This is a genomic window from Beggiatoa leptomitoformis (genome assembly GCF_001305575.3).
Taxonomy (GTDB): domain Bacteria; phylum Pseudomonadota; class Gammaproteobacteria; order Beggiatoales; family Beggiatoaceae; genus Beggiatoa; species Beggiatoa leptomitoformis.
Genome location: NZ_CP012373.2, coordinates 2,723,266 through 2,748,764, shown reverse-complemented (window position 1 = coordinate 2,748,764; position 25,499 = coordinate 2,723,266). Strand labels below are relative to the sequence as shown.

Sequence of the window (25,499 nt, the reverse complement as noted above, 5' to 3'; positions counted from 1 at the left end):
ACTTCAGCAGTATGTTATATAAAGCAGCCTATTATGGTTATTTTCGTAAAAAATTATTAATTTAACCTTTAATAACAATCTGTTATGTAATTAATTCATTTCCCTCAATAAACCCACCCCATTCCATATAACAACAACTCCCCACGTGTTAGTGGCACGGCTAACCAGCAATTACGCGTGGAGCATTGAAAATCCATGTCCCAAACGGGAATGGGGTAACTGCTGTTCGTGGGTAAGCGAAGGCTGAATAATTCGCTGTTGTGGGGTATGTCCCAAAAGCGGACGGTAGCATCACTGCTGAGGGTGATTAATTGTTGAGGGTCGGGGGTAAAGAGTGCTTTTAATATGCTGTTTTCATGCCCGATTAAGCGGTGTTCCAATTGTTGATTGGCGGTGTTGTATAAATACGCGCTGGCACTGTCGCCAACCGTGACGACAGATTGTCCTGTGGGGCTAAAAATTGCGTCGTAAATAGCGGTTTGTTGATTATTGGGAAATTCATTCAGTAAAAAAGGCTTATCTGCTTTTAATGTCCATAAGCGCGTACTGCCTTCTTTATCGCCACTTAATAGTTGTTGTCCATCGGGATGAAAAGCGAGTGTTGTCACAATGCTTTGCTGGGCTTGCCAGTGATATTTAAGCGTCGCTTGGTTTGTATCGATATTAATTAGGCGAACTTCTCCATCATAATGCCCTGTTGCAATTTGTTTTTGTTGTGGATTTATCGCCAGTGCATACACCGCTTTTTTGGTTTGTTCGTCAAAGATGGTTTGTTGCAATTGCAGTCCTTGCGCGTTCCTGTTCCATAGTCGTACAAAACCATCGCCCAACCCTGCGGTTGCTATCCATTGTTCATCAGGGGAACGGGTGATTTGTTGAATACGTCCAATATGTGCTTTTTCTATAGAACTGAGTAGATTGCCAGTCACTATGTCGTAAAGTTGTAGTAGTCCTGTCGCAAAGCCAATGAGTAGTTGTTGACGGTCGGTAAGCAGTAACACGGCAGAAGGTTCGGCAATTAAATGTATTGTTTGTAAACTGGGTTTGTCTTGTAATTGCCAGCGTTGAATTATGCCATCACGTCCACCACTAAAAACAAGATTATTTTGTAATACAAGAGTTTCTACGCTGTCGTTATGCCCTTGCCACACTTGTAAACTAACGCCACTGTGTGTATCCCATAACCGTAAGGTTCTATCTCGACTGGCCGATAATAGGGTTTGTCCATCAGGCAGAAATGCGACATTAAAAATGCTGTTTTGGTGTCCTGATAATACATTGAGCGATTGTTCATGTTTAACATGCCATAAACGCAGGGTTTTATCATCACTGGCGGTCACAATGGTTTGTCCATCTGGGCTAAACCGTATTGCCTCTACTTCTTGCGTATGTCCTTGATAAATAATAAGCTGTTTGCCTGTTTGTACGTCCCACAGTCGTGCAGTTTTATCAAAAGACGCGCTAGCGAGTTGCGTTCCATCAGGGCTAAAAGCTAATCCAGCAGGGGGAATGTGTCCTGTATGCCCTTTAAAACGGCGTAGTTCTGCGGCATTTTCTACAGACCAGAGGCTAATGGCATGTTCTGCTTCGCGTCCTGCACTGGCAAGGTATTTACCATCGGGACTCACTGCCAGTGCATTGATTTTATAGTCTGTTTCCCAATTACGTTGTAAGTGCCATGTGGTGGTGTTGTCAGCGTTATGTTGCGGTGTCCACAATCTTATTTGTTGGTCGTGTCCTGCACTGGCAAGCCACTCGCCGTGAGGCTCAAAAACGATGGCTTGTACATCATTCTGAGGCGCGTTAAGTGTTTGTAATAGTTGTCCTGTTTTGGCATCTAGCAGGATTAGAACCCCTTTTGTCTCTGCAACGGCAAGCCAACGTCCATCAGGGCTTAATGCGATGGCATTGATGGGATTATTTAAGACGAATTGCGCTTGTGGGAGATTGCTTTGTTGTTGTACAAACCAGTTGAGCAGGGTAAGCAGATGGCGACGGCTGGTTGCAATACTGCCGTTGAGATGGCTGGCTTCAGTCAGCACTTGGCGTGCGGTTTGATAGTCTTCTACCTGTGCAAGTAGGGCTGCATGGGTTAAGTGGGATTCAAATAAATCGACGGTGCGTGCTTGTTCTAAGGCTTCAATTGCTTGTTTAGATTGTAGGGCGCGTTCTTCAGAAACTTGGGCTTGGGTTTTGGCAATTAATGCCATTTGTTCCGATTTTTCAGTTTGTTGTAAAGCAAGTTTAGCTTGTTGTTCAGACGATTCGGCGCGTTGTTTGGCTAGTTCGGCGGTTTGGGCTTGTGAGGTTGCAAGACGGGCTTGGTAGTAGCCAAAAATACCCCCAACGAGGGTTAAAAAGGCTAAACAGGCGAATAAAATAGCTAAGTGGTGACTGCGTTGTAGGCGTTTACGTGATTGTTCGGCTTGTTGAATATGGCGTTGTTTGAGTGCGAGGCTGGAGGCTTGAATATAGGTGATAGTATCGGGTAAGAGTGCATCGCGCCAACGGGTTAATAAATCTTCAGCTTCTATCAGTGGTTTGCCTTCGGGTAGGAGTAAATCGGGTAATTTTCCTTCGGCTTGCCAGTGTGCCGCTGCATCTTTAACCCGTGCGCGAACTTGTAGTAGGTGGCGGTCTTCATGCCACCATGCCAGTAAACGCGGCCAATGACGCAATAAGGCCTCATGCGCGAGGCGGGCAAATGCTGTTTTGTTTTCAGTCTCACCCGTTACTAATAAACGGGCTTGTGTTAAGGCTTCGAGTAATTCTTTTAGGGGGTCGGGAGTGGTTTTGTCTTCATATAAAAACCGTTGTCCTAAAACAGGAACATCTCCATTTTTGGCAACGGTGACTAAGGTTCGCATTAAATTAGGAAAACTGGCTTGTGCAGCAGTACTCACGCGATTAAAAACGGCTTCAGCATGTTGGGCTAACGCACCTTCTAAGCCACCAATGCGTTGATAGGCTTCATAGGTTAAATAGCCTTGTGCATCGCGTTGTTCGTATAAACGTTCTAGTGTGAATTCCAATAAGGCTAAATTTTCAGGGTTGTCGCCAATGGCTTCGAGTAAAACTTCGTCTAAACTAATGGTTTTTTCTGGGAGTGTTGCGAAGTGTAACCCCGCAGCGAGGGCAGGCAGGCGAATAATTTGGCTTAATTCATTCAGTGTGGGGGGGGTTAATAAGTAGTGTCCGTGTCCTTCCATTAGATTGACTAATAAGGGTAATTCTGCGCAACGGTGGTAAAAATCGCTGCGCATGGTTGTAATAATCCATATCCGTTCATTACTTGCTAGAAGATTTAAGAGTTGAATAAAGGCATTACGGTCAGCCATGCTAATGGCTTCTAAGGTGAAAATTTCTTCAAATTGGTCAACAAAGAGCAGTAAATTAATTTGTGTTGGTGCAAGACGTTGTAATTTTGCCGCATGGGTTAAGCGGTCAAGAATAAATTTTAAAACCGCTTCTTGTTCAGCCAAGCGTAGTAAGTTTAATAATGTTTGTGTGTCGTAAGGGGTTAATGTTGGTAACGCACCATTCACTAATAATTCAATGGCCATACCTAGCATTAAATCGTTGCTAAAATCACTAGGACGTAAAATGGCTTTACACCATGCACTTACGCCTTCAATAACATTGGGTTGTGTTAATAATGGAATTACGCCTGCCCGAATTAATGATGATTTACCGCTGCCACTCATGCCTAAGAGCATAATAAATGAGTGTTGTTCTTGTGTTTGTTTACGTAAATATTGAATAACTTCGCCAATGACTTTTGTGCGTCCAAAAAAGATTGGAGCGTGTTGTTCTTCAAATAAATGTAACCCCCGAAAGGGTGAACCCTGCGTCCAACGGTTGGGTTGTATGGTTTTATCTTTTTTTGGGATGGCGCGTTGTAAGAGTAAACGGCGTAAATAGTTTTCTAAATGTTGTTCAAATTCGGCTAAATTATCCACAGGATGAAAAAACGCTTGTAACGATGGGCTGTAATGTCGTGACCAATAATTACAAAAATTATCAACCCGTTCTTTTTGCGCCATTTTATTGGTGAAATCGTTAGATTTTGAATTTTGTAAAAATGGGGGTTCGCTCATTTTCCGATAGATAATCATCTCGGGCTTATTCAGTGTTTGAAAATTAGCGAGTGCTGTTTCAAACTCGTATTCGACGGTCGTTGCGTATTGGCTACCATCAGCCCGAAAATGAATAGATTTTGGTCTATCGCCTAATTGCGACCACAATACACAGATAAAGACATCGACGCATGTTGGTAAAATTTCACTCACGGTAATATCAGGGGTTAGTGAAAAATAGCTCACTAATTTAACCTGTTGTGTGTATTCCTCTGTTAGTCGTTGAATCATTCGTTCAATGATAACGCGCTCTTCGCTGACATCACTTGGTGTGGTAATAAATAGCGTTAAATGCGGTAGTTTCATTGCGATAACCTTTTTTAAAAATAGGGTAGTAATAAAGTCGTAAGGATAAGTTTTTTTCTTAATGCAAGATTATTTGAATCAGAGTTTATAAACGCGTTACTTTTCATTCTGTTTAATGTTAAAAGGACTGGTTTAGACGATTATTATGGTTATCTTTTTTTGTTTAGCCCTACTTAAAATATACACAAAATGGCGAGTTACTAACTAATTCGTCCAAATGGACTTGATTTAAAATGTTAAGTAATAATGAACAATGATGAGTAATAAAACTTTCTTTGCTATGGTTATTCTTGCATTATTAATATTTTCAATATTGTGGTTCAGTACATTGATTCAGGTTGATAAATGCTTAGATGCTGGCGGGAGTTGGAATGATAAAGAGAAAAAATGTATTTTCTTATTGAAGTCCAACTCCCCAATAAAACCATTGAATACATCATTGATGCCAAAAACCGCCGAGTCAGTAAAAAAGTCCATGGCGTATTAACATAAGACTTTATCTATCAAGGCAATTTAGTTGCTCGTTTTGTTTATACCTCAAAAGCGAATATCCCTGATTACATCCTCAAAACTTCCAACTACTTAGGCAGTCCACGCTTAATCATCGATGTACAAACAGGCATAATCGCCCATTGAAAAGGAATCATTATTGTGACACTCTTAATGTTTTTTGCATTATTCTGTATATACTTGTTTTTCACTCTTATTTTTTATGTTCGATATTCATGGTGCAAAAGTGATCTTCCTGATGGCGAGCAAGATATTCTCTCTATTTCTTTAACTAGAGCATGGGTATATCTTGTTGCTTTTATGTGTTCTTGTGCTTATATGTTCCTTGTTTATATCGGTTATATACAATGTGTTCAATCGTCCAAAAAGGTTGTGCCATTCGGCGAATTTCTGTTCAATGTATTTTTCATCGCTGTTCCTCTTACTGGCACACCAGTAATGTTACTTGTTATCTATTTTTTAATTCTTGGAAAAACGCCCGAAGATTGGTTATCAGGTCTGGGCTTTATCGCACTTGGCGTAATTATTCATTTTTATGTAGCTGCCTTCCCTGGTCATAATGTTCCCGCAATAGTACATGTACCTATACAACTAACAGAATTCATTTTATTCGCGGGACTTGTCATCTATTGGCAAAAAACAGTGCGTAACAAAAAAAAGTAAAGTGCGTTAGATGCGTATTTTCATTGCGTAACGCACCAAACAACTGTAAAACGGTTGCTGTAAAAGCAGCTTGTGGTGGAATATGCAACTCTAGTTCTAGTGCTACTCCAACCGGACCTTAAAGTATTATGAAATTAGATTTATATCTTGGCACACTAATAATGCTTTGTATTATCTCTTTTAGTTTGAATATTACATTGTTGTATAGCAAAAGAACGGTTACGGATAACCTTATTCGTTTAAAGGAGAACATGGTATTTAAAGATGAACAGCTAGAAACTTGCAAAGTTTTTATAACTGCCGTTCATCAAATAATGGATTACCCGAGCTTTTTTAATGTAATTCAAAATACTGAATTAGAAATACTTCAAAAAGGTGATACAGGAATGGGAATAAACAACAATGATGTATATATTGGCGACATTCTGTTTACATATTCTCAAAAGGGTAAATTACTACATATAGATTTACCATAATCTTTTAAATATTAAGGATAAATGGTTATCTTAGTGAAAATTAAAGTTTTTTATAATTCACTAAGTTTCATCTTTATCCTTAAATTTGTTGTTGAGTACAGTGGAAAATATGATGCTCTATTTTCAAGAATAGGTGAGATTATATGTTATTACTTTTAAAAAAGAATATATTGTTAGTATCATTCACTTTCTTTTTTTGTATAAACATTTTACTGCTTTATAAAAACCTTGATGATGCCGTCACAATAGATTATCACTCACAAGCAATAGAGGATAAAAATAGAAAACTTTCAACTTGTAAAGTGATTTTTACCTCTTTTTATCAAAAATTCATAAATATGGAAGTTGGTGGGGGCAATGAATTATGATGAGCATATCAGGGGGAAAACCCCCAATGAAGGATGGCAAAGTAAACTTAGTTTGGTTAGTACTATGGTTAATGTTCTCCACTAGCATAATGAGTTTTTTTGTTTGGATATTTGCACGTAATGGCTTCATCGTTTTAATTGGTGCTATTATTTGGATGATTTTAGTACTAAAAGCAAAATATGATTAATCTAGTCAGTGTAGGGCGTATTAGGTAGGGTAGGCATTGCCCGCCTTTAAGTCCAACAACCCAGCAAAACCATCGAATACGTTATCGATGCCAAAAACCGCCGAGTCGGCAAAAAAGTCAATGGTGTATTAACATAAGACTTTATCTATCAAGGTAATTTAGCCGCTCGCTTCGTTTATACCTCAAAAGCAAATATCCCTGATTACATCCTCAAAATTTCCAACTACTTAGGCAGTCCGCACCGCTCGCTTTAGATTCATTGACAACAACATGTCAACAATATCCATTCTTTTGCGCGGAACAGATACCTTGGGTGTATGAACGTTTACAATGTGAAAACCAATAAAGGGGATTATATGCAACCAAAATTTGATAAGGCGTATTTCGTTAAAATGATGCGTTTTCCGAACGAGTGGGTCACATGGGGTATGTATCCAAATGAACTATTTAAAATACAACTTATAGATTATGAACCTGGTTCTGAAAGTGCTTCTGAGCATTATCGTTATGGTGCATTTCAATGGTGGCTTCATCAAAAGCTGACTTTGGATACTATACGTAAATATGTTGACTTGACGCACCTAGATCCAGACCCTCTAATGGGAGAGTCAGCAAGACGGGATTTAGAAAAAAGGTAGTGCTAAAGAGAAAGTGATATTAAAATAAGAAAACAGAAGAAAGAGAAGAGTCCCTAAAATGCTAACCTGCCCAAGCTGTAAAGCGACACACATCGTGAAATACGGAAAAACCCGCACAGGGACACAAAACTACAAATGTCGCGAATGCGGACGGAGATTTGTAGAACAACCCACCAAGAAATACATAAGCCAAGAGACGTGGGCACAGGTGGACAAGCTATTAAAAGAAAAACTCTCGTTAAGAGGAATAGCCCGTGTTACGGGAATCTCAGGCACATGGCTACAACATTATGTCAATGGTTTGTATGCGCAACAAAGACTAGAACAAGCGGTTAAAAAAAAGGACAGTTGCGCTTAGAATGCGATGAGATGTGGTCATTTGTTGGGCAGCGTCGCCAGAAAGTGTGGGTATGGTTAGCGTTAGATAGAGACTCACGAGAGGTTGTCGGGATTGCCTTTGGAAAGCGAGATGCGGAGGGAGCGCAAGCACTCTGGGACTCACTCCCAGCGGTATATCGGCAATGTGCAGTCTGTTACACCGACTTCTGGGAAGCGTACCAGAAAGTTCTACCGAGTAAACGGCATAAAGCGGTAGGGAAGGAGACGGGGCTGACCAATCATATAGAGCGATTTAATAATACGTTAAGACAGCGTGTCAGTCGTTTAGTGAGGAAAACCTTATCTTTCTCCAAGAAGATAGAAAATCACATCGGGGCTACTATTTTTTTCATTAATGATTATAACAAATCACTGCTTCTTTAGCACTACCAGAAAAAAAAGTAGGAATAATTTAAAGTCTTATATTATTATTTATTTCTAATCATTTAGGCAGTCCGTGCTTAATCATCGATGTGCAAACAGGCACAATCCGCAACGTTTAAATTACGATATGTTTGGCAATATCCTTGAAAATACAAACCCAGAGTTTCAACCGTTTGGATTTGCGGGTGGTACGTGTTAGGAAATTCTCGAAATGACCCAACGACTTTTTATAAACGAATAACAGCTTCCTATAAAGGAACTAGTTGTCCTATCCCTTAGAATTTTTCTTGGTAAAGAAGAGACTGACGTTTAGTCTTTCTTTATCATAAACATCTGCTTAGAGAAACCGTAATGAAATATTATATAAAGAAGTTTATTTTATATGGTTTTATTTTATTTATTGCTTATTTAACTTTGGCTTATTTGATGCTTCATAAAGATTATGCGTATAAACAAGCTCAACAGAATTATTCTAATGGTCAGGTATCAGTTACTTTTTTAGGTCATGATACATATTCAGCACATGAGCGTAAGAGAGGCTCACCCTATAAGTTATTGTTATCTATTGAACAAAACATGACAACGGATTACCTAGTAATACTAAAAACAGTTATATTACGCAAAATGTATAGTAAAGAGGTTTCTTTTGAAAATAAACAAGAAATCTTAAAAACGCCAACTACAGAATATAATAAAACGTATCCTACATATTTTTCTTTTAAAGGGTTATATTTGGAATATACACCTTATGTGTTATATCTAGAGTTTTCGGTAAAAATAGGAGAAAACACGCAAATGGAAAAAGTTGAAATTCCCATTTATCCAAATTATCAAGAATATTATAGTAATACGCTATTGGATATGATTATGAGTGTTTAACAAACTTATAGCTAAGTAGGTTGGACATTGCCCCCACATTCGAGAGTATAACCACCTAACAAAGATTTTATCTATCAAAGCAAACTCATTGCTCGCTTCGTTTATGCCTCAAAAACCAATATCCCTGATTATATCCTCAAAATTTCTAACTACTTAGGCAGTCCGCGTTTAATCATCGATGTGCAAACAGGCATAATCATTTAATGCTTAGAGGATATCAAGAGTGGAATCATCTCATTTAAAACAATCTGTTCTGGAGAAACTTGCTCGTTCAGACTCAGATTTAGAAACATTTGAAGTAAGTTCCGATCTTTCACAGATTACTTTAGTATTTTCTTATCAAGGTATTCCAGAAAGTCGAATTGCGATTTTACTAACGGAGGTAGTTCACCTAAACATATCTAGAGATATATATGATAAGGGTGAATTTGCATTTGTTATTATGGAGGCAGTTTTAAGTAAATTAGAAAATGGAAAAGAGCCCGTTTTTAGTGAAATAGCTTATCCCTTTTTACCACAAAACGATAAATTAGAATTCCCTACAAATTTGTATCATTTACACATTGAAGGCGAAATTTATGCTGATATTATTTTTCATTCCTTTCATATATTAACTCCACTCATATAATAAACGTAGGGTACGTTAGGTGCGTCTTTTCGCACCATAACGCAGGATTATTCCAACGTTTTTTAACTGACTTTTTGGCGAACTCAATGCAGAAACCGCAAGTTATGCCAATAATCCCCTGTATCAAGTTTATTACAGCCGCAATAAAGCGGGACGGATTACCCAGAAATTAGAAACTATTGAAGGTATTACTCACACAATTGACTACAGCTACGACCTTGCAGAATGCTTAATTGAAGTTAAACAAGATGGAGTCATCACCGATGGAAACCGCCTACAAAGATTTAGAAGTTTGCATATTGGGTATTCTCCAACGGGCAATCACTGAAACTCGAACAATGGTTCTAATGGGACAAACAGAAAAAGCCGCTGATTTACTAGATGCTTTGGATAATATACCTAGACATTTGGCTAATTGGCAAGAGTCTTCAAAATTTGAAATTCAAGCACAACTCAGTTATTTTATGGAAAAATATCCAAATCATCTTACGAATTATGTAGAAGTCTTTGAAACAAAAAGGTCTCTTATATGGTAATTTTTTAACTATCTGATGAACGAACAGACAAAGGCAATGCCTATTCCACCAAAAGCAGATGACTATGGCATACGTTAGAGTTTTTTATTTGGTGACAATACTGATGATAACCTTATCGCTCAATAATTCTGCTAGTGCTGTAGATTATTATGTTCTTTAAAATACTCCGCTTGTAGAAGGACAATGTGAATGACAGCGAATAGAACACTTTCACAAAATATGGCGAGTGACAATCTAATACTCGGCACATGGATAGATACTTGTGAGTATGGTCCTGAAATGAGATACACAATCGGGCTACAAGGCAGTGAAATCATCATTACTGCTGTAGATACTCGTGATACTGAAGATGAAGAAGGCGATGTATCCAATATACATTGGGATGCAGATAAAGGGCGTTTATATTGTTGCGTTCATTGGGGGTCAACAGGTTTTTTAACAAAGTGCAACTTTTATCTAATTTCGTCAAACCAAATGGACTTCACATACACGAACACGGAAACAATTCTCTTTGTTCGTAAACAACCGGGCGATAATATAATCCCTCTTAATATTCACTCCATGATGGGAATATGGGTAAATTCCTGTGAGTACTTTGCTGATATTGAATACCATATAACATTGAAAAATGACATAACAATTGTGTCCATGATAGATAACTATGATGGTGAACAGATGGAAATATATGATACTCACTGGGAGAAGGAGATATTATTTTTATCTACTTATACCCCTTCGACGGGGCGTTTTCGGAAGTGCCAATTTCAGCTACTGTCACCTAATCAGGCGTTACTCACGCACACCTATACAGAAACTTGTATGTTAATTCGTGAACGAAATGAGTTAAAAACTAAAAAGGTTCACACAATGCGTTATAAGGTTGTATTGCTGATTGAACATCCATCTATTGACCCAGCAATAATAACTGAGCAATTAGGTTTATTACCTTTCAGACATCAGCGTTTTGGAGAACCTCGTATGACACCAACAGGAACTCCATTAGCTGGCTTGTGGAAAAACAGTTCTTGGTCTTGTCGACTTGAATGTGATGGTAAAAGAGCGTTTTTTAAAAATATTGATGAATTTGTTACTAAGTTAGATACACATCGTAAATTTCTATCTAACTTGGTACTTAGTGGAGGGAGTGTTTACTTAGGTATAAGTTTCTTAGGCAGGAATAATATTGGGGATGTACTAAGTTGGCAATCAATGGAAAAAATGGTCAAATTGAAAATAGACCTCGGAATAGAGGTTTTTCCTGATGAACGTGAGCATTAAAAACTAACCCGAGTAGGGTGCATCTTTTGAACTTCAAACGCTAGTATAAAGAAAGATGGATAACACTGTTTTAGGTCGCAATGTCTGTAATGTCGATATGTTGCACTTGCTTTATTAGGGAAAATCTGCTAAAAAGACGGGTTTCATTTACCACCTGTTTTTGAACAGCAGGAAGGAAAACTTATTATGTCCAGAGTATGTCAAGTTACAGGGAAACGTCCTATTTCAGGCAATAAAGTTTCTCATGCAAACAATAAGAGCCGTCGCCGTTTTCTGCCTAATTTACACGTACATCGTTTTTGGGTTGCGAGCGAAAATCGTTGGGTGCGTTTACGTTTAACCACTAATGCTATGCGTACCATTGATAAACAAGGTATTGATGTAGTATTGGCGGATTTGCGCAGTCGCGGAATGAAAATCTAATCTTTTTTATATGAGCCGAGGCGTATTATGCGCGATAAAATTAAATTGGTTTCCAGTGCGGGAACAGGTCATTTTTATACAACGACCAAAAATAAACGGACTATGCCTGAAAAAATGTCTATTAAAAAATATGACCCCGTTGTCCGTAAGCATGTTGAATACAAAGAAGCGAAAATTAAATAATATTGTCGCTCAGTAACTCACGCACCACGTTATCTCAGGCGTGCGTGAGTTTTAGCCTACCTATATAATCCCTTTCCCCCAAACCCCATCAAAAAATTGCTTTTCTAACGCGATCCGTTGACGTGGTGCAGCTTCACGCTCTTTCAGGTCGTTTGTCAATGTTTCTTCAGCGGCTTGATACCCAACAGCAATCATTGCCATACAAGTAATCCCTTCGGGAATGTCAAACACCGTTTTGGCTTTAGTAGGGTCAAATCCCCCCATTTGATGCGCCATTAGCCCTAATGCAACGGCTTGTAAACAAAGGTTTTCGCTAGCAGCCCCTGTGTCATATTGTGCCCAACGGTTTGTTTGCCCATTGTGTTTAAACGTATCGCTTGCCATCGCCAACAAAATAACGGGGACATTTTTCACCCAAGTTTGATTCCCTTCAGCTAAACAACTAAAAGCTTGTTCCCACGCGCTTGGATTGGATGTTTTGTCACAAACGATAAATCGCCAAGGTTCATCACCAAAACAAGAGGGCGACCAGCGAGCTGCTTCTAATAACGATAAAATCTGTTCACGGCTCACGGGTTTATTCGCATCATAAGCACGCGGACTCCAACGTGTTGCGATTAAGTCATGTACGGGGCTAACAGTAACGGCATGTTTTGCTTTCATCTTTATTTCCTTGTGAGGAGGATACAACGTGAATAAACTAAGCCAAATCAAACAATAAAATTTCGCTGTGCGCGTTTGCAACGAGTTGCAAGGCGGTTTCTGCTTCTATCATCAGAGCATCACCACTTTGTAATAAATGACCATTAGCGGTTAGCTCACCTTGTGCAATATGCAAGTAAAATCGGCGGTTAGGTGTGAGGGCAATTTGAATTTTTTGGGTTGCATCCAAACACGCCGCATATAACAATACATCCTGATGAATCGTGACTGACCCCATACGCCCATCAGGTGAACCGACTAAGACTAATTCGCCTGCTTGATTAGCAACAGAAAATACTTTTTGTTCATAACTTGGGGTTAAATTAAGCTGATTAGGTTTAATCCAAATTTGTAGCAAATGGACGGGGTCTTGTTGAGAAGCGTTATACTCGCTATGGGTTATCCCTGTACCCGCGCTCATGCGTTGCACTTCACCTTTGCGAATAACGGCGGTATTCCCCATGCTGTCACGATGTGCTAATTCGCCCGCTAAAATGTAAGTAATAATTTCCATATTACTGTGTCCATGCGTTGGAAAACCCGCCGCAGGTGTTACCGTGTCTTCATTAATCACACGCAATGCACCAAACTGCATGTGTTGCGTATCATAATAATCAGCAAAGGAAAAACTGTGATAAGTATCTAACCATCCATGGTTGGCGTGTCCTCGTTCATGCGCAGGGCGTAAACTTAACATGATAATATCCTCATCGTGTTTAACGACATCATCAAAAGAATAAGGCTGTTTCTTGATAAAAAAATCAGGGATACAATCTTTTTCTACTGTTTTGAATTAAATTGTATTTAATGCTAAGGCGAGTAACGTCTGCACACAGACAATCGATTCATTTCCTTGCCTAACACTGCCCATTATTATAATCAATTTTTCTTGAATTAGTACTAATTAGTAATATAATAATTAAAACAGTCTTTGCAAGTAGTATTAAACATTAATGAGGACACCCCCACGATGACGCAACCATTGCCCGCCCTATTTATTGCACATGGCAATCCAATGAATGCCTTAGCTGATAATTCCTACACGCAAACCCTAACCCGTTTAGGGCAACAGTTGCCAACGCCAACAGCAATTTTAATGATTTCTGCACATTGGCAAACAGACGGAACACAAGTTGCGAGTAGCGCGCAACCTCGCACCATTCACGACTTTGGTGGATTTCCACCAGAATTATTTGCACAACAATATCCCGCACGGGGCGCGCCGACCTTGGCTAAAACCATTCGACAGCTACTCCCAAAGGTGACAGAAAATGCGGATATGGGCTTAGATCATGGCGCGTGGACCGTACTAAAATTCTTGTATCCACAAGCAAATATCCCCGTTTTACAATTGAGTTTAGATTATCGCCTATCCCCCGCAGCGCATTACGCGCTCGCGCAAGCGTTGCAACCGCTACGAGAACAAGGCGTATTGATTATCGGGAGTGGGAATATAGTGCATAACCTGCGAGCGATTCGCTGGGAAAATGCCGAGATTGCGCCCTATTCATGGGCAATTGCGTTTGACAAACAAGTGCAGCAGTGGCTGTTAAATCGTGACCATGCCGCACTGATAAATTATCAACAATTGGGAGAGGCTGCGCGCTTGTCCGTACCAACACAGGAACATTACTTACCCCTGTTGTATATCACAGCACTACAGCGCGTAACGGAAAAAGCACACCTATTTCATACAGGATTTGAATATGCAAGCATTAGCATGTTAAGTTGTTCAATGGCTTAACTCTTCCAAATAATCAACCATTAATTGCAAACTCTTTAATCCTTTATAAAAATTAACCTCTAAACGAAACGCCATTTTTACGGTTGGAGCGTTCGCACTTAATGGCACGTCTGCCATATTAAACGCAATAGCATCAACAGGTAATCCTGCGGGAAGCGGGCGGACAACCATTTTTAAATGACTATTTTTTAAAATGCGTTTATCCAAAATTTCAAAAATACCTTCAAAAATCGGTTCGGGAACATCCTGCCCCCAAGGAAGCAAATGGCGCAACTGTTCAGCAAACGGTAAAGTAAAATCGCTAGGACTTAATTCACCATCAGTATAAATTTTACCCTGAATATCCTCAGGTGGCAGATAGTGGCGAACTGCCTCATCAAATAACTGGCAAAACGTGGCATAATCCTCACGTGCTAAACTCAACCCCGCTGCCATCGCATGTCCACCAAACCGACTTAATAATTGCGGGTGTTGCATGGCAATATTTTCTAACACATCTCGAATATGCACACCCGCCACAGACCGCGCAGACCCTTTGATTTCATTATTATTACTCACTGTAAATACAATAACAGGACGATGCAAACGGTCTTTAATCCGCGATGCTAAAATACCAATAACCCCCTGATGCCATTTCTCGTCAAATAAACACAATCCTACGGGTAAATTTTCATTCAATTGCAATTGCACATCGGCAAGCTGTGCTAGCGCTTCTTGGTGCATTTCAGCTTCAACCACACGCCTTTCTTGATTCAACATATCCAAATTTTGCGCATGTTCCCATGCTTCAGCATCGTTTTCACTTAACAAGCAAGCAATGCCATAACTCATATCATCCATACGTCCTGCTGCGTTTAAACGCGGCCCTAATGCAAATCCCAAATCACCCGCAACCAATTCACTTTGTTCGCGTTGAGCAACTTTAATCAATGCACGAATCCCAGCCGAACAACTGTTTGCTCGCATCCGTGCTAACCCTTGCGCGACCAAAATACGATTGTTATAGTCCAACTTCACCACATCAGCAACCGTGCCTAATGCCACTAAATCTAATAATTCCGCTAAATTAGGTTCGGGTAAAGCCTGCTGTGTAAACCAATCTGCCTCTCGCAATGCCGCGCGCAAGGCTAACATAACGTAAAAAATCACCCCAACCCCTGCCAGATTTTTACTAGGAAAAACATCATCGGATTGATTAGGATTGACAATCGCATCTGCGGCGGGCAATTGTGGTGGTGGTAAATGATGGTCTGTAATTAATACTTTAATATTACACGCTTTTGCTCGTGCTACCCCCGCAATGCTAGAAATTCCATTATCAACCGTAACCAACAAATCCGCACAAAAAGGCATTGCAAGGTCAATAATTTCAGGGGTCAAACCATAACCATGTTTTTCCCGATTGGGGACTAAATACGCAACATGTTTTGCCCCCATCAGGCGCAGGGCTTTAACCGCAACGCTACAACTAGTCGCGCCATCCGCATCATAATCAGCAACAATCAAAATACGCTGTTGTTGGCTCAATGCCTCTTTAAGCAAGGCAACTGCGGGTTGAATCCCATTGAGCTGATGATAAGGCAGTAAATATTTTAAGGTATGGTTTAGCTGGGTATCAGGGTTAATCTGGCGTGAGGCTAAAATACGTTGAATAATTGGATTTATATCTGTCTGCTGTAGCGTAAAATTGGGGGGGAGAGGGCGACGGTAGAGAGCTTTTTGCATGGATTATGACGCGAGTGAAGTAAAGGGCGATAAACATAGCATAGGGGGTTTCATCAAATAACGTAAATATCAGATAGAGCAAAAAAGATTTCCTCCACAATCTCCGTAAACAAAAACCGTTTTATCACTGTTTTAGCTCACGGAAAAGTTAAACTCGATCTTTATTCTTACGACTACTTTTTCCAAAAACCGAGAACTTTTTTTAATAATCCCTGATTTTCAGCTCCAGCACTCACCTTTCCATCAATACTATTTAACCAATCATCAAACTCGGCAATGTCTTTTTCTTGAATTTGCCGTTTTATTTCTTGGCGATATTTATTAGGCAAAACATAACGTGGCGGTAATTCCACTTGATGCGCTTCACGTAACAAGTATTTTGCAAATTCATCTAAAAAAACACCCGTGATAGACTCAGGCGGCAATGAATACTCTTTTCTCCCCAATTCTTCAAAATTGACAACATCAATATCAATTTTATTTGTTTTGGCATTAGCTGTGAACTTAAACTCTATAATAACCAATGGTGTTATTGTAAATAAAACACGGCTGAATTTATGTTTTTCCATCTGTTCAACACATTTAAATGTCAACTTGTGTTTCCACAAATAATCCTTTAATAACAACATATCGCGCTCATTTTCTTTTTGCAAGATAATGGGAAAGCTACCTTCACATTCAAAGCGCAAGAAAAAATCATCACCCTCTTCTTTTTCAACAGAAACGCTATAATTGCTCTGCTTAAAGTTCAAAAACTTGCCATTATCTTTAGGCAGATGATAAGTATGCTTAATGTCAGGATTTAAGTAATTAAGCTGCTGAATTAAATCATAAACGTACAACAACATTTTACGATAAGCAGGTTTAACCGATTGATTAAAAAAACTTTGTTTATCTGTTAATTCTCGTTGTACTTGTTGTTCCTGCTCTTTTTTCTGTGCAGCTTGTTGTTTTAACGTTTCTAAATATTTCATAATAATAACCCTAGTGGTAAATCTATATTATCTTTTTAATATACTTGATATTTTACCGTAAAAAATGGAATAACCAATGGATTTTGGCAAAGTAAAAACCCTACAACACCTTGATTTTACGTTACCCCCTACGCCATTACTGACACGACACCTGTTAAATGCGACCCCCCCCACAAAACCAATAGTCTATGTAGGCTGTCCTGTATGGGCGCATAAAGCATGGGTTGGACGTTTATATCCCGCAACAGCAAAAGATAAAGACTTTTTAAGCTATTATGCGAAACAATTCAATGCGATTGAGTTGAATAGTACACATTATCACGTTCCCGATAAACAAACCATTAGCCGTTGGCAAACAAGCGTATCTACCACTTTTCGTTTTTGCCCCAAATTACCGCAAGAAATTAGCCATCGTCAGCTATTAACAGGAGATGCGCGTGTTTTAACACAAGAATTTTGCCAGAGAATACAAGAATTAAAAACCGTCTTGGGTGTCTGTTTTTTACAATTACCGCCCACATTTACCCCCGTACAGCTACCTTTACTGCAAAAGTTTTTTGAGTATTTTCCGATGGATATATCATTAGCGGTAGAGTTTCGTCATCCTGCATGGTTTCAACAAAATACATTTGCCAATGTTGTTGCAATGTTATCGCACTGGAACAAAACAACGGTAATCACCGATGTTGCAGGACGGCGTGATGTGTTGCATCAATATTTATCAACACCGACGGCTTTTATTCGATTTGTGGGTAATGCTTTAGATACAACAGATTATCAACGGATTGATGCGTGGGTGTCTTGTCTTCAAGACTGGTTTATGCAGGGGTTAAAAACGTTATACTTTTTTGTACATGAGCCAGATAACACATTATCACCAGAATTAGCTGAATATTTGATAAAACAATTAAATCAACGCTGTGATTTACAACTACAAGTCCCTATATTACAAAAAATAAGTACACAAGGTGATTTATTTTAAAACGATGCAAAATAGAAAAAAACTGTTTGCAACAGCAGACGCAGATAGCATCGTGTTATCCATCTTTAGGCAAGGAAAAATTAAAGCCATTCCTAACCAAAATTCTCAGTATTCACAAAATACTCAGAATGACTAATGCGGTTATTTTTTATCCTCTTCAAGTTTAAAAACCAGCAATTATAACAATCTATCCTTACCTGATTTAGCACTACTAATATTTAGACCATTGCTATTTGTATCAACATGTTATCAATACAGCAATAAACGGGCTTTTACACGGTCGGCTGAACGTTGACGTTCAATTGTACTGGTCGCAACCTGTATGCCGTAACGATTATATAAATCAGCTAACCATTGATTTAACGCAGTAAAATTTACTTCATCAAAATTGACCCGCACACTATCCTCGCCTTGTGGTTCAATGCGTTTTGGTACTTTTGCTAATGCACCTTGATTCAATGCCGTATCAATCATGCTTAATAATGATTGATTTCCCGTCGTGCTGGTTTTGGGGTTAGCTTGCTGGCGCAATTGTTGAATTTCTGCAGCCGTCTGTCGCATCCATGCTAATGTTGCTTGTTGGGCGATAATACTACTTTCAACATCTTGTTTACTCGTGATAAAAGGCTGCCATGCTAACACATAAACTAATAAAATAAGGCTAAGCATTGCACCCGCGATTAAAATATAACGCTCGCGTCCATTTAATTGATTAAACCATTGAATCATAAAATTAACCTATATCTGCCCAAACTAATAAATGGTCAGAACACTGTGCTTTTATTAAATAGTGTAAAGGGTCATCAACGGGTGGAAAAAATAACCCCGTTTTTTGTACCCATAATGCGCGCGAAGGCAAAATATAATCCACGCGCAAGCCCCACAATGCCGTGTGTGATAATGCCCCACGCACCATTGGCGTTGTTATCTCATTGTTTATCGCTTGATATTCCCGTTTAGGCACATGAATGCCCAAACTCGTGGTTGGATTAATGCGGGGATGATGTAGCAACTGCATGATTGCCCGTTGAAAACTATTACCTGTAAATGGGTCTGCATTCATATCCCCCAGAATAACAAACTTTTCCGTTGCGGCTAATCCGCCTATTTTAGCTTTATCATCATATAAATACATAGCACTGTCCCCACCCGTTATATAATCCGCCCACAAGCGAATTTCATCATGATTTCGCCGACGATTACGTTGTTCTTTACCATCAGCGATAGGGGGCGCGGGATGTGCAACCAGTAAATGCACCACACCCGTAGGGAGTTCTACAGAAATATCTACATGATTTTTAGAAGATAAACGAAAAATATCTAAGGCTTCTGTCGAAAAGTATGCCGCCCCATCAGTATTTTTTGGCAACTTTGCCTCGGGCATATCACGCCATAAAAAATGCTGAAAACTACGTATTTCTTCATAATACAAAGGATATTTTGATAACACTGCAAACGCATATTGTCCCGCAAATACCCCAAACCCAAAAGCATCTTGCGGGCTGTCAGTGCGTCCATCGCCATTTAAATCTAATCCACTCGGAATACCTGTATTAGAAGGTACTGCATACGTATAAGGATAATAAACAGGAATACTACCGTTATGACTGATAGTTAAATAATTTTCCTGAAAATAAAATAATCCCTGATTTTTACTATCATAATCAAACTCTTGTAAAATAAGAATATCAGGATTAACCCGTTGAATAATTTCCGCAACAATCTTTATTTGTGGATGGTTTTTTTCGCTTAAATCGATGAGCAATTGTCCCGCTGTGTTGCGATATAACGAGGCATTAAAAGTGGCAAAACGAATGGAGCGAGCCGTTCGCATCTTGTTATTTTACCCACCATGTAGCTAACATCCAGTCAGACACTTGATAATACAAAGGAGGTTTTTCTGGTTTACCAAACTTATTCCAATACGCCACCCGATGAACATTGGTGTACCAATTGGGTAAAACATAATCACCTTGCAATAAAACACGGTCTAACGCATGAGTTGCTGTTACCAATTCAGCACGGTCTGGCGCGTAGATAATTTTATATAACAAGGCATCAACCACAGGATTTTTTAGCCCTATCCAGTTATTTGTACCATTTTTATCAGCCGAACTAGAATGCCATAAATTCATTAATTCATTACCCGGTGATTGGCTTTGCGGAAAAATGGTTACAATCATGTCATAACTAAAGGTTTCCACCAACTGTTGATAAACGGCTAAATCAACTTTGCGATAAACTGGTTTTATCCCTAAGCGTTCTAAGTTTCTGGCAAATGGGGTAAAAATTCTATCAAATCCATCTTGTACGACTAAAAATTCAAATTCTAAACGTAACCCTTCTTTTTGTAAGATACCTTCTTTTAATATCCAACCCGCTTCTGTTAATAACTGACTGGCCTGTTGTAAATTATTTCGTAATGAATTGGGCGGTGTGGTATTTACATTTTGCCAAACATGCGTTAACACATTATTAGGAAAATCTTTTGGATACTGCGCTTGTAATGTTTGTAACAAGGCTAACTCGGCATCTGTTGGCAGGGCTTGTGGGGCAGCCAGTTCACTATTGGTAAAATAACTATAACAACGTTCATACTGATTAAAAAATAAATTTGTATTTTCCCACTCAAAATCAAACGCTAAATTAATGGCTTGACGAACACGCTGGTCTTGAAAAACGGGTTTACGCAAATTAAAGACAAATCCCTGCATACCTGCATTATTACTATGTGGCAATTCCTCTTTAAGAATGTCTCCATCATCAAAAGGCTTACCAACATAACTTCTCGCCCATTCTTTTGAGTTATAAACAGCAATAAAATCAAATTCTTTTGCCTTAAATGCCTCCATAGCAATACTTAAATCTTTATAATACTTTACGGTAATGGTGTCCATATTGAACATACCACGCCGTGTGTTTAGCTCTTTTGCCCAATAGTTTGGATTCCTTTTATAAACAATAAAATTCCCCACTTGAAAATCCGCAACCGTATAAGCACCACTTCCGAGTAAAGGGCTAGTAACAAGGGTGTCAAAATGCTGATCACCAACCGCCTTTTTTGAGAAAATAGGAATCATATATGCGACAATTAAATGTAATTCTGGGTTTTCTTTTGAAAAACTGAATTTAACCGTTAATTTATCAATAACATCTGCTTTAACAATGTCACTCCAAAAAATCCGATATCGTGGATGGGCTTTATCACTTTTTAAGGTTTCAAAAGAAAACTTCACATCTTCTGCTGTTACCGCCGACCCATCGCTAAAACGGGCATCAGGATTAAGATGGAACGTAACAGATAATTTGTCCGCAGATAACTGCATGTCTTTAGCCAATAAACTATAAACACTATAGGGTTCATCTTCACTTTTTACCATTAACGTATCAAATAATAACTGTGTCGTTCCCAGTGCTTCAATCCCTTTGAGTAAAAAGGGATTTAGGCTATTAAACGTACCAAAACCCGAAATGATAATATCCCCTTGTTTTGGTGCATTTGGATTCACATAATCAAAGTTTTTAAAATCGGCTGGATATTTTGGTGTATAACCTAATGCAGCAGAGGAGGCTGAGAGTGCAGTTTGTCCATAAAAACAGCAAAGTAAGAAAAAAAAGTAACTGATACGCATTTGTGAGAATCCTTATTGTTAGTGCGTGTCGGATAGGTCGTGGATAGTGTAAATATATTCCCCAGAATAAAGCGTTTTTTTGACGCAGACACCTTTTTTATGACTATTTTACACGTTATGATTATTATCAGCGATTAACGGTATTTTTAACGCCTGCCGTAAACAGGTTTGTACCTGTGTTTGCAAGGCTTCTGCTTGACTGGGTATCGCCATGAATGCCGCTATCTCTGCGGTAAATTGTTGAGTGGTTGCGGGGTATAAAATCGCTGCATAACGGACTACATGTTTTCCCCGCTGGCGAATGGCATCACGATAAGCGTGCATTTTATCAATATCTACTTTTTGTGGTTTATCTTGATGACTGTCTAATTTATATTTAGGGTCAAATAAATATACTTGTAACTCACCCACCGAATTTTCTATTTCTATGGCAATATCAGGGCGTTGCTGAAAACCTGCACCCAATTGTTGATAAGTGCGTTCGGGGATAAAACTAACTGTTGTGTGATGTATGGGATGTTGTAACACTAACGCAGGTTTACCATTGGGTAAAATATTCACTAACCATCCTAATTTATCAGGTACGCATAACGCTTGTTTAATAACCTGATATCCTTCACTTTCTCCTACTGTTAATAATGCCTGCAATATTTGCAATGTTCCCCATAATTGATATAAAACGGGTAAATTTTCTAAAGGTAATTCTAAAGATTTATTATATAAATTTATGCTTATATTTTCTTGAAATAATTTATAATTTAACATTACAGCTTGATATAATGGTACATGCTGAAAAACCGTTGTTTCCCGTTGTGGTAGATGCGTAAGTAAACGCACGGACTGCAAAAATGGTGCTTGATGTTCCGCATATAACAAGGCTTGCCACAAAGCGTCCACTTCTACACGACAACGGGCTATACCACGTAACCGACATAAGGCTTGACGGACTTGATGTAAATAGGTTTTGACTAACTGATTTTCATACACATCTACAGTTAGTTCACTGCGTTGGTCTAACACCCGTTTAATGGATTGTTGTGCATCTAAATTATGTGCTTGTAAGGCATAGATGAGTTGTGCAGGATGCGGACGGCGGGCAGATTGCGCCGTTTGCCACTGATTTTCTGTACAAATATGCTGATGAGGGGCATGTTGTAAGGCGGGCAATAAATCGCATAAACCACGATACGCACTTGTACCTTTGATTGCATTACGTAACCGATTTATTTCACTGGTAATAGTGAGTTGTGTTGCCTCAATAACTTTTCCACCCACTAACACATTTGCACGTTGTAAACTCAGGGCAATACTGGCGGGTAAATGATAGTGCAAATCAATTAATAACTGTTCAATTTCATTAGGATTTAATTTAGATGATTGTACTGTAAAGACATATATCTGTCCGTTCAATCCCAAATGATACCCGCCCACGCCCAAACGGGGTAAAGATGCAACCAATCGCCACGTCCCTTGTATGCGTCTTTTTTGTAGTTCCAGCCTTTTTCCTTGTAAAGTGACCACTGTCGTATCGTCTAATGCCGTTGCTAATACAAGTAAACATGGTGACCATTCGAGTGGTGCATCCAATAAATCGCCTTGTTCAGTATAAAAAAGCGGGGGGGTATCACACATGATTTTTTATTGAAAATATTGAGTTAGACTGTGGTAACATTTTAAAAAACGCGTTAAATAACATGGATTATGTCACCTTATGAAAAAAAACATTCAAGTGCTTGCCTACCTTATTGTATTTGTTACTTTACTGATTAGCGGTATTGTTTTGGTATTTAATACAACTCAACCTATTGAAAAAATTAGTTTTATGCGTCAAATAGCAAGTGCTGTATTTGATAGTTCTGGACAACGTTTCGCGCACCAAATAGCCTTAATTACTTTATTATTAAGCAGTTTATTAGGTATGGTATTATTGCGTTCTGCCCGTATTTGTCAAATCCTGCATTTATTCGCTCATAACGTTAATAATCCAACACTACTGGGGGTTTTTATTGCGATTGCATGCATCCCCAGTTTATTACTGAGGACAACAACACTACCTCTATTTATCATCATTGGGGCAGTTGTTGGGAGTGGGTTATTCGTTTTTATGTTTACTCGCCTTATTCAGGCAAAAATAACTTATTTAGGTCAAATAGGGATTATTAGTCTATTTATTTTTTTCTTTGTTGTCTTGGGTATGTTTTATACACCTACTTATCCTACAGTTATAGACTTTGTTTATTCTTTATCACATTACGAGGTCATTTTTTTAGGTGATAGTAGTCGTCTTGCATCGGGGCAAATTTTATTTGAAACCGTTAAAAACTACTATGGTATTTTAGTTCCTAGTTTTCTTGCTGCTATACAATATGATATGGGGTATTTTTTTGATTTTGGACAATATATTAAGATTGTGCAATTTTCACAGTTATTGTTTCTTGCATTGGCGTTGATTAATTTTTATCTTTGGAAACCAAATAATTTTATTTTTCTTCTGTTTACCGTTTTATTTGTTGCTTGCTATCATCTCAGCACAAATAATATTGCAATGCACATTATTTTCCCAAATCACAGTGGGTTAAGGTATTTAGGTTTTCCCATTGCTATTCTTTTTCTTCTACTGAGTCGTACATTTTCTTTATCACGCACCGCTTTATTACTGGGTTTTGTCTCAGGTTATTTGATTTTGCTTAATCCTGAAACAGCTATTTGTATTGTTGTCGGTTATATCGTGTTTTTTCTCTCTCGTTTGCCAGCAAAACCAATTTATTATTTATTCATTATTGTTAGCTTGTTTATAAGCAGTTTATTACTTGCCATTATTAGTTTTATCGGCATTTTCTTTGTGATTTTTAATTATTATCCCATTCCAGCAAATCTCTGGGATTTTTTAGGAATCAGTGTTGATGCCGCGCAAAATGGTTATATTGGGCTACCACTGTATTTTGATATTGTTATGTTTACCATTGGCTTTCATAGTTTATGGACAGTTGCACGTTTAAGCTTGCGTTGGTCGTACGCTTTTTTTAGTGTTAGAGATAGCCATAAATTAGCGATTGCAGTTATTTTGTTAGTTTGGTTTGCTTATTATATGAATCGTCCTGACCCATTAGGTTTATTGGGTTATTTGTTTTTATATACGTTTTTAGTCGCCGATTTTTTTAATTTGCGCTTTATACAACGTTTTCGGAAAAAAGGGGCGTTTTTCCTATTCAGTCGCCCACACATTGCATTGTTAAGTTTTATTTTTATTCCTTTTATTAGCGTGAATTGTGTGACAACGCTGGCATTACACAAACGTTCGCTATTGTCCAACATTCAAGCAGAGGAAAATACCTCGCCGTTGGGCGGGATTTTATTACCAAAAGCGTTAACCCCTATTTTAGAGATGAAAGCCCATTTTTTACGGCAACAGACAGAGAAGGTATTAACCCTTTCTTTATATAATGGTTTTATATCTATTTTATCAAAGCAATATATGCCATTGCCTTATTCTAATGTGGACACTGTTGTGAAGGGGGAAAAAGAGCATCAGCAGTTAAGTTCGTATATTTTGGCATATCATCCAAAACGCATTGTATTTGATGCTTTATCTGATTATGAACAGCACGTTTTGGAAAAAACAGAGATGCCATTCGCCAGTGATTATGCGGTTTTTTATCAATCTGTCACGCGCTTACTGGTCAATCAGTATCATTTGGTGGGTGAGCAGGCGGGTTGGGTGGTGTGGGAGCAGAATTAGTGCGAGTGGGACGCGTTATAATAACCT

Annotated in this window: 23 protein-coding genes; 14 read left to right on the top strand and 9 right to left on the bottom strand. The window is 38.7% G+C overall.

Going from position 1 to position 25,499, the window contains the following annotated elements; genetic code table 11:
• Window positions 1-104 precede the first annotated feature (104 nt).
• The gene (locus AL038_RS11515; RefSeq protein WP_062152970.1) at window positions 105-4,442 is read right to left on the bottom strand and encodes an nSTAND1 domain-containing NTPase; all 4,338 of its coding nucleotides are present in this window, start codon (window positions 4,440-4,442) and stop codon (window positions 105-107) included.
• Between the two features lie 651 nt (window positions 4,443-5,093).
• Here AL038_RS11515 and AL038_RS11510 point away from each other — a divergent pair.
• The 11 genes from AL038_RS11510 (at window position 5,094) to rpmG (ending at window position 11,974) form a co-directional block, all read left to right on the top strand.
• Window positions 5,094-5,615: a hypothetical protein gene (locus AL038_RS11510; RefSeq protein WP_145917100.1), complete on the top strand. Its 522-nt coding sequence runs from the start codon at window positions 5,094-5,096 to the stop codon at window positions 5,613-5,615.
• A gap of 251 nt (window positions 5,616-5,866) precedes the next feature.
• On the top strand, window positions 5,867-6,091 hold the full coding sequence (locus AL038_RS11505) for a hypothetical protein (RefSeq protein ID WP_062152964.1): 225 nt from the start codon (window positions 5,867-5,869) through the stop codon (window positions 6,089-6,091).
• 143 nt (window positions 6,092-6,234) lie between these two features.
• Window positions 6,235-6,459, top strand: coding sequence for a hypothetical protein (locus AL038_RS11500; protein ID WP_062152962.1), 225 nt, complete (start codon window positions 6,235-6,237; stop codon window positions 6,457-6,459).
• Window positions 6,460-7,003: 544 nt separating this feature from the next.
• Window positions 7,004-7,285 (top strand): hypothetical protein, encoded by a 282-nt coding sequence (locus AL038_RS11495; RefSeq protein ID WP_066246133.1) that lies wholly within the window; start codon window positions 7,004-7,006, stop codon window positions 7,283-7,285.
• Window positions 7,286-7,343: 58 nt separating this feature from the next.
• Window positions 7,344-8,047 (top strand): IS1 family transposase gene (locus AL038_RS11490; protein WP_414635091.1). Its coding sequence is split into 2 segments (ribosomal slippage): window positions 7,344-7,623 and window positions 7,623-8,047, totalling 705 coding nucleotides; the frame shifts between segments, so codons are not numbered across the junction.
• A 351-nt stretch (window positions 8,048-8,398) separates the two neighbouring features.
• A complete protein-coding gene (locus AL038_RS11485; protein WP_062152958.1) occupies window positions 8,399-8,926 on the top strand; it encodes a hypothetical protein in 528 nt (175 codons plus the stop codon).
• A 223-nt stretch (window positions 8,927-9,149) separates the two neighbouring features.
• Window positions 9,150-9,554: a hypothetical protein gene (locus AL038_RS11480; RefSeq protein ID WP_062152955.1), complete on the top strand. Its 405-nt coding sequence runs from the start codon at window positions 9,150-9,152 to the stop codon at window positions 9,552-9,554.
• Between the two features lie 263 nt (window positions 9,555-9,817).
• Window positions 9,818-10,090, top strand: a complete 273-nt coding sequence (locus AL038_RS11475; RefSeq protein ID WP_062152954.1) for a hypothetical protein — start codon at window positions 9,818-9,820, stop codon at window positions 10,088-10,090.
• Window positions 10,091-10,279: 189 nt separating this feature from the next.
• Window positions 10,280-11,368: a DUF4279 domain-containing protein gene (locus AL038_RS11470; RefSeq protein WP_062152951.1), complete on the top strand. Its 1,089-nt coding sequence runs from the start codon at window positions 10,280-10,282 to the stop codon at window positions 11,366-11,368.
• Between the two features lie 186 nt (window positions 11,369-11,554).
• Entirely contained in the window at window positions 11,555-11,791 is a 237-nt protein-coding gene (rpmB, locus tag AL038_RS11465) for a 50S ribosomal protein L28 (RefSeq protein WP_062152949.1), read from the top strand.
• A 27-nt stretch (window positions 11,792-11,818) separates the two neighbouring features.
• The gene (gene rpmG, locus AL038_RS11460; RefSeq protein WP_062152947.1) at window positions 11,819-11,974 is read left to right on the top strand and encodes a 50S ribosomal protein L33; all 156 of its coding nucleotides are present in this window, start codon (window positions 11,819-11,821) and stop codon (window positions 11,972-11,974) included.
• A 60-nt stretch (window positions 11,975-12,034) separates the two neighbouring features.
• Here rpmG and AL038_RS11455 read toward each other — a convergent pair whose 3' ends face one another.
• Both AL038_RS11455 and AL038_RS11450 read right to left on the bottom strand, forming a co-directional pair.
• Window positions 12,035-12,637: a nitroreductase family protein gene (locus AL038_RS11455; protein ID WP_062152945.1), complete on the bottom strand. Its 603-nt coding sequence runs from the start codon at window positions 12,635-12,637 to the stop codon at window positions 12,035-12,037.
• A 37-nt stretch (window positions 12,638-12,674) separates the two neighbouring features.
• A complete protein-coding gene (locus AL038_RS11450) occupies window positions 12,675-13,373 on the bottom strand; it encodes a pirin family protein (RefSeq protein ID WP_062152943.1) in 699 nt (232 codons plus the stop codon).
• A 273-nt stretch (window positions 13,374-13,646) separates the two neighbouring features.
• Between AL038_RS11450 and ygiD the strand changes: the two genes are divergently transcribed.
• On the top strand, window positions 13,647-14,420 hold the full coding sequence (ygiD, locus tag AL038_RS11445) for a 4,5-DOPA-extradiol-dioxygenase (RefSeq protein WP_062152941.1): 774 nt from the start codon (window positions 13,647-13,649) through the stop codon (window positions 14,418-14,420).
• On the opposite strand, the gene recJ is transcribed toward ygiD, so the two are convergent.
• Together recJ and AL038_RS11435 are read right to left on the bottom strand one after the other, a co-directional pair.
• The gene (recJ, locus tag AL038_RS11440; protein WP_062152939.1) at window positions 14,409-16,145 is read right to left on the bottom strand and encodes a single-stranded-DNA-specific exonuclease RecJ; all 1,737 of its coding nucleotides are present in this window, start codon (window positions 16,143-16,145) and stop codon (window positions 14,409-14,411) included. The genes ygiD and recJ overlap by 12 nt on opposite strands.
• Before the next feature lie 173 nt (window positions 16,146-16,318).
• Window positions 16,319-17,119 (bottom strand): hypothetical protein, encoded by an 801-nt coding sequence (locus AL038_RS11435; protein WP_062152937.1) that lies wholly within the window; start codon window positions 17,117-17,119, stop codon window positions 16,319-16,321.
• A 76-nt stretch (window positions 17,120-17,195) separates the two neighbouring features.
• Between AL038_RS11435 and AL038_RS11430 the strand changes: the two genes are divergently transcribed.
• The gene (locus AL038_RS11430; RefSeq protein WP_062152935.1) at window positions 17,196-18,101 is read left to right on the top strand and encodes a DUF72 domain-containing protein; all 906 of its coding nucleotides are present in this window, start codon (window positions 17,196-17,198) and stop codon (window positions 18,099-18,101) included.
• Window positions 18,102-18,350: 249 nt separating this feature from the next.
• Here the strand turns inward: AL038_RS11430 and gspM are convergent, their stop codons facing one another.
• From gspM to AL038_RS11410, 4 genes are all read right to left on the bottom strand, one after another.
• Complete coding sequence (gene gspM, locus AL038_RS11425; protein ID WP_062152933.1) at window positions 18,351-18,830, bottom strand: type II secretion system protein GspM; 480 nt, start codon at window positions 18,828-18,830, stop codon at window positions 18,351-18,353.
• 4 nt (window positions 18,831-18,834) lie between these two features.
• Window positions 18,835-19,935 carry an endonuclease/exonuclease/phosphatase family protein gene (locus tag AL038_RS11420; RefSeq protein ID WP_062152931.1) on the bottom strand — a complete coding sequence of 367 codons (1,101 nt, stop codon included), beginning with the start codon at window positions 19,933-19,935 and terminating at the stop codon, window positions 18,835-18,837.
• Window positions 19,936-19,939: 4 nt separating this feature from the next.
• A complete protein-coding gene (locus AL038_RS11415; protein ID WP_062152929.1) occupies window positions 19,940-21,733 on the bottom strand; it encodes an extracellular solute-binding protein in 1,794 nt (597 codons plus the stop codon).
• Between the two features lie 108 nt (window positions 21,734-21,841).
• Window positions 21,842-23,365 carry a DUF2357 domain-containing protein gene (locus AL038_RS11410; protein WP_062152927.1) on the bottom strand — a complete coding sequence of 508 codons (1,524 nt, stop codon included), beginning with the start codon at window positions 23,363-23,365 and terminating at the stop codon, window positions 21,842-21,844.
• A 79-nt stretch (window positions 23,366-23,444) separates the two neighbouring features.
• Between AL038_RS11410 and AL038_RS11405 the strand changes: the two genes are divergently transcribed.
• Window positions 23,445-25,472, top strand: coding sequence for a hypothetical protein (locus AL038_RS11405; protein ID WP_062152925.1), 2,028 nt, complete (start codon window positions 23,445-23,447; stop codon window positions 25,470-25,472).
• Window positions 25,473-25,499: the final 27 nt, after the last annotated feature.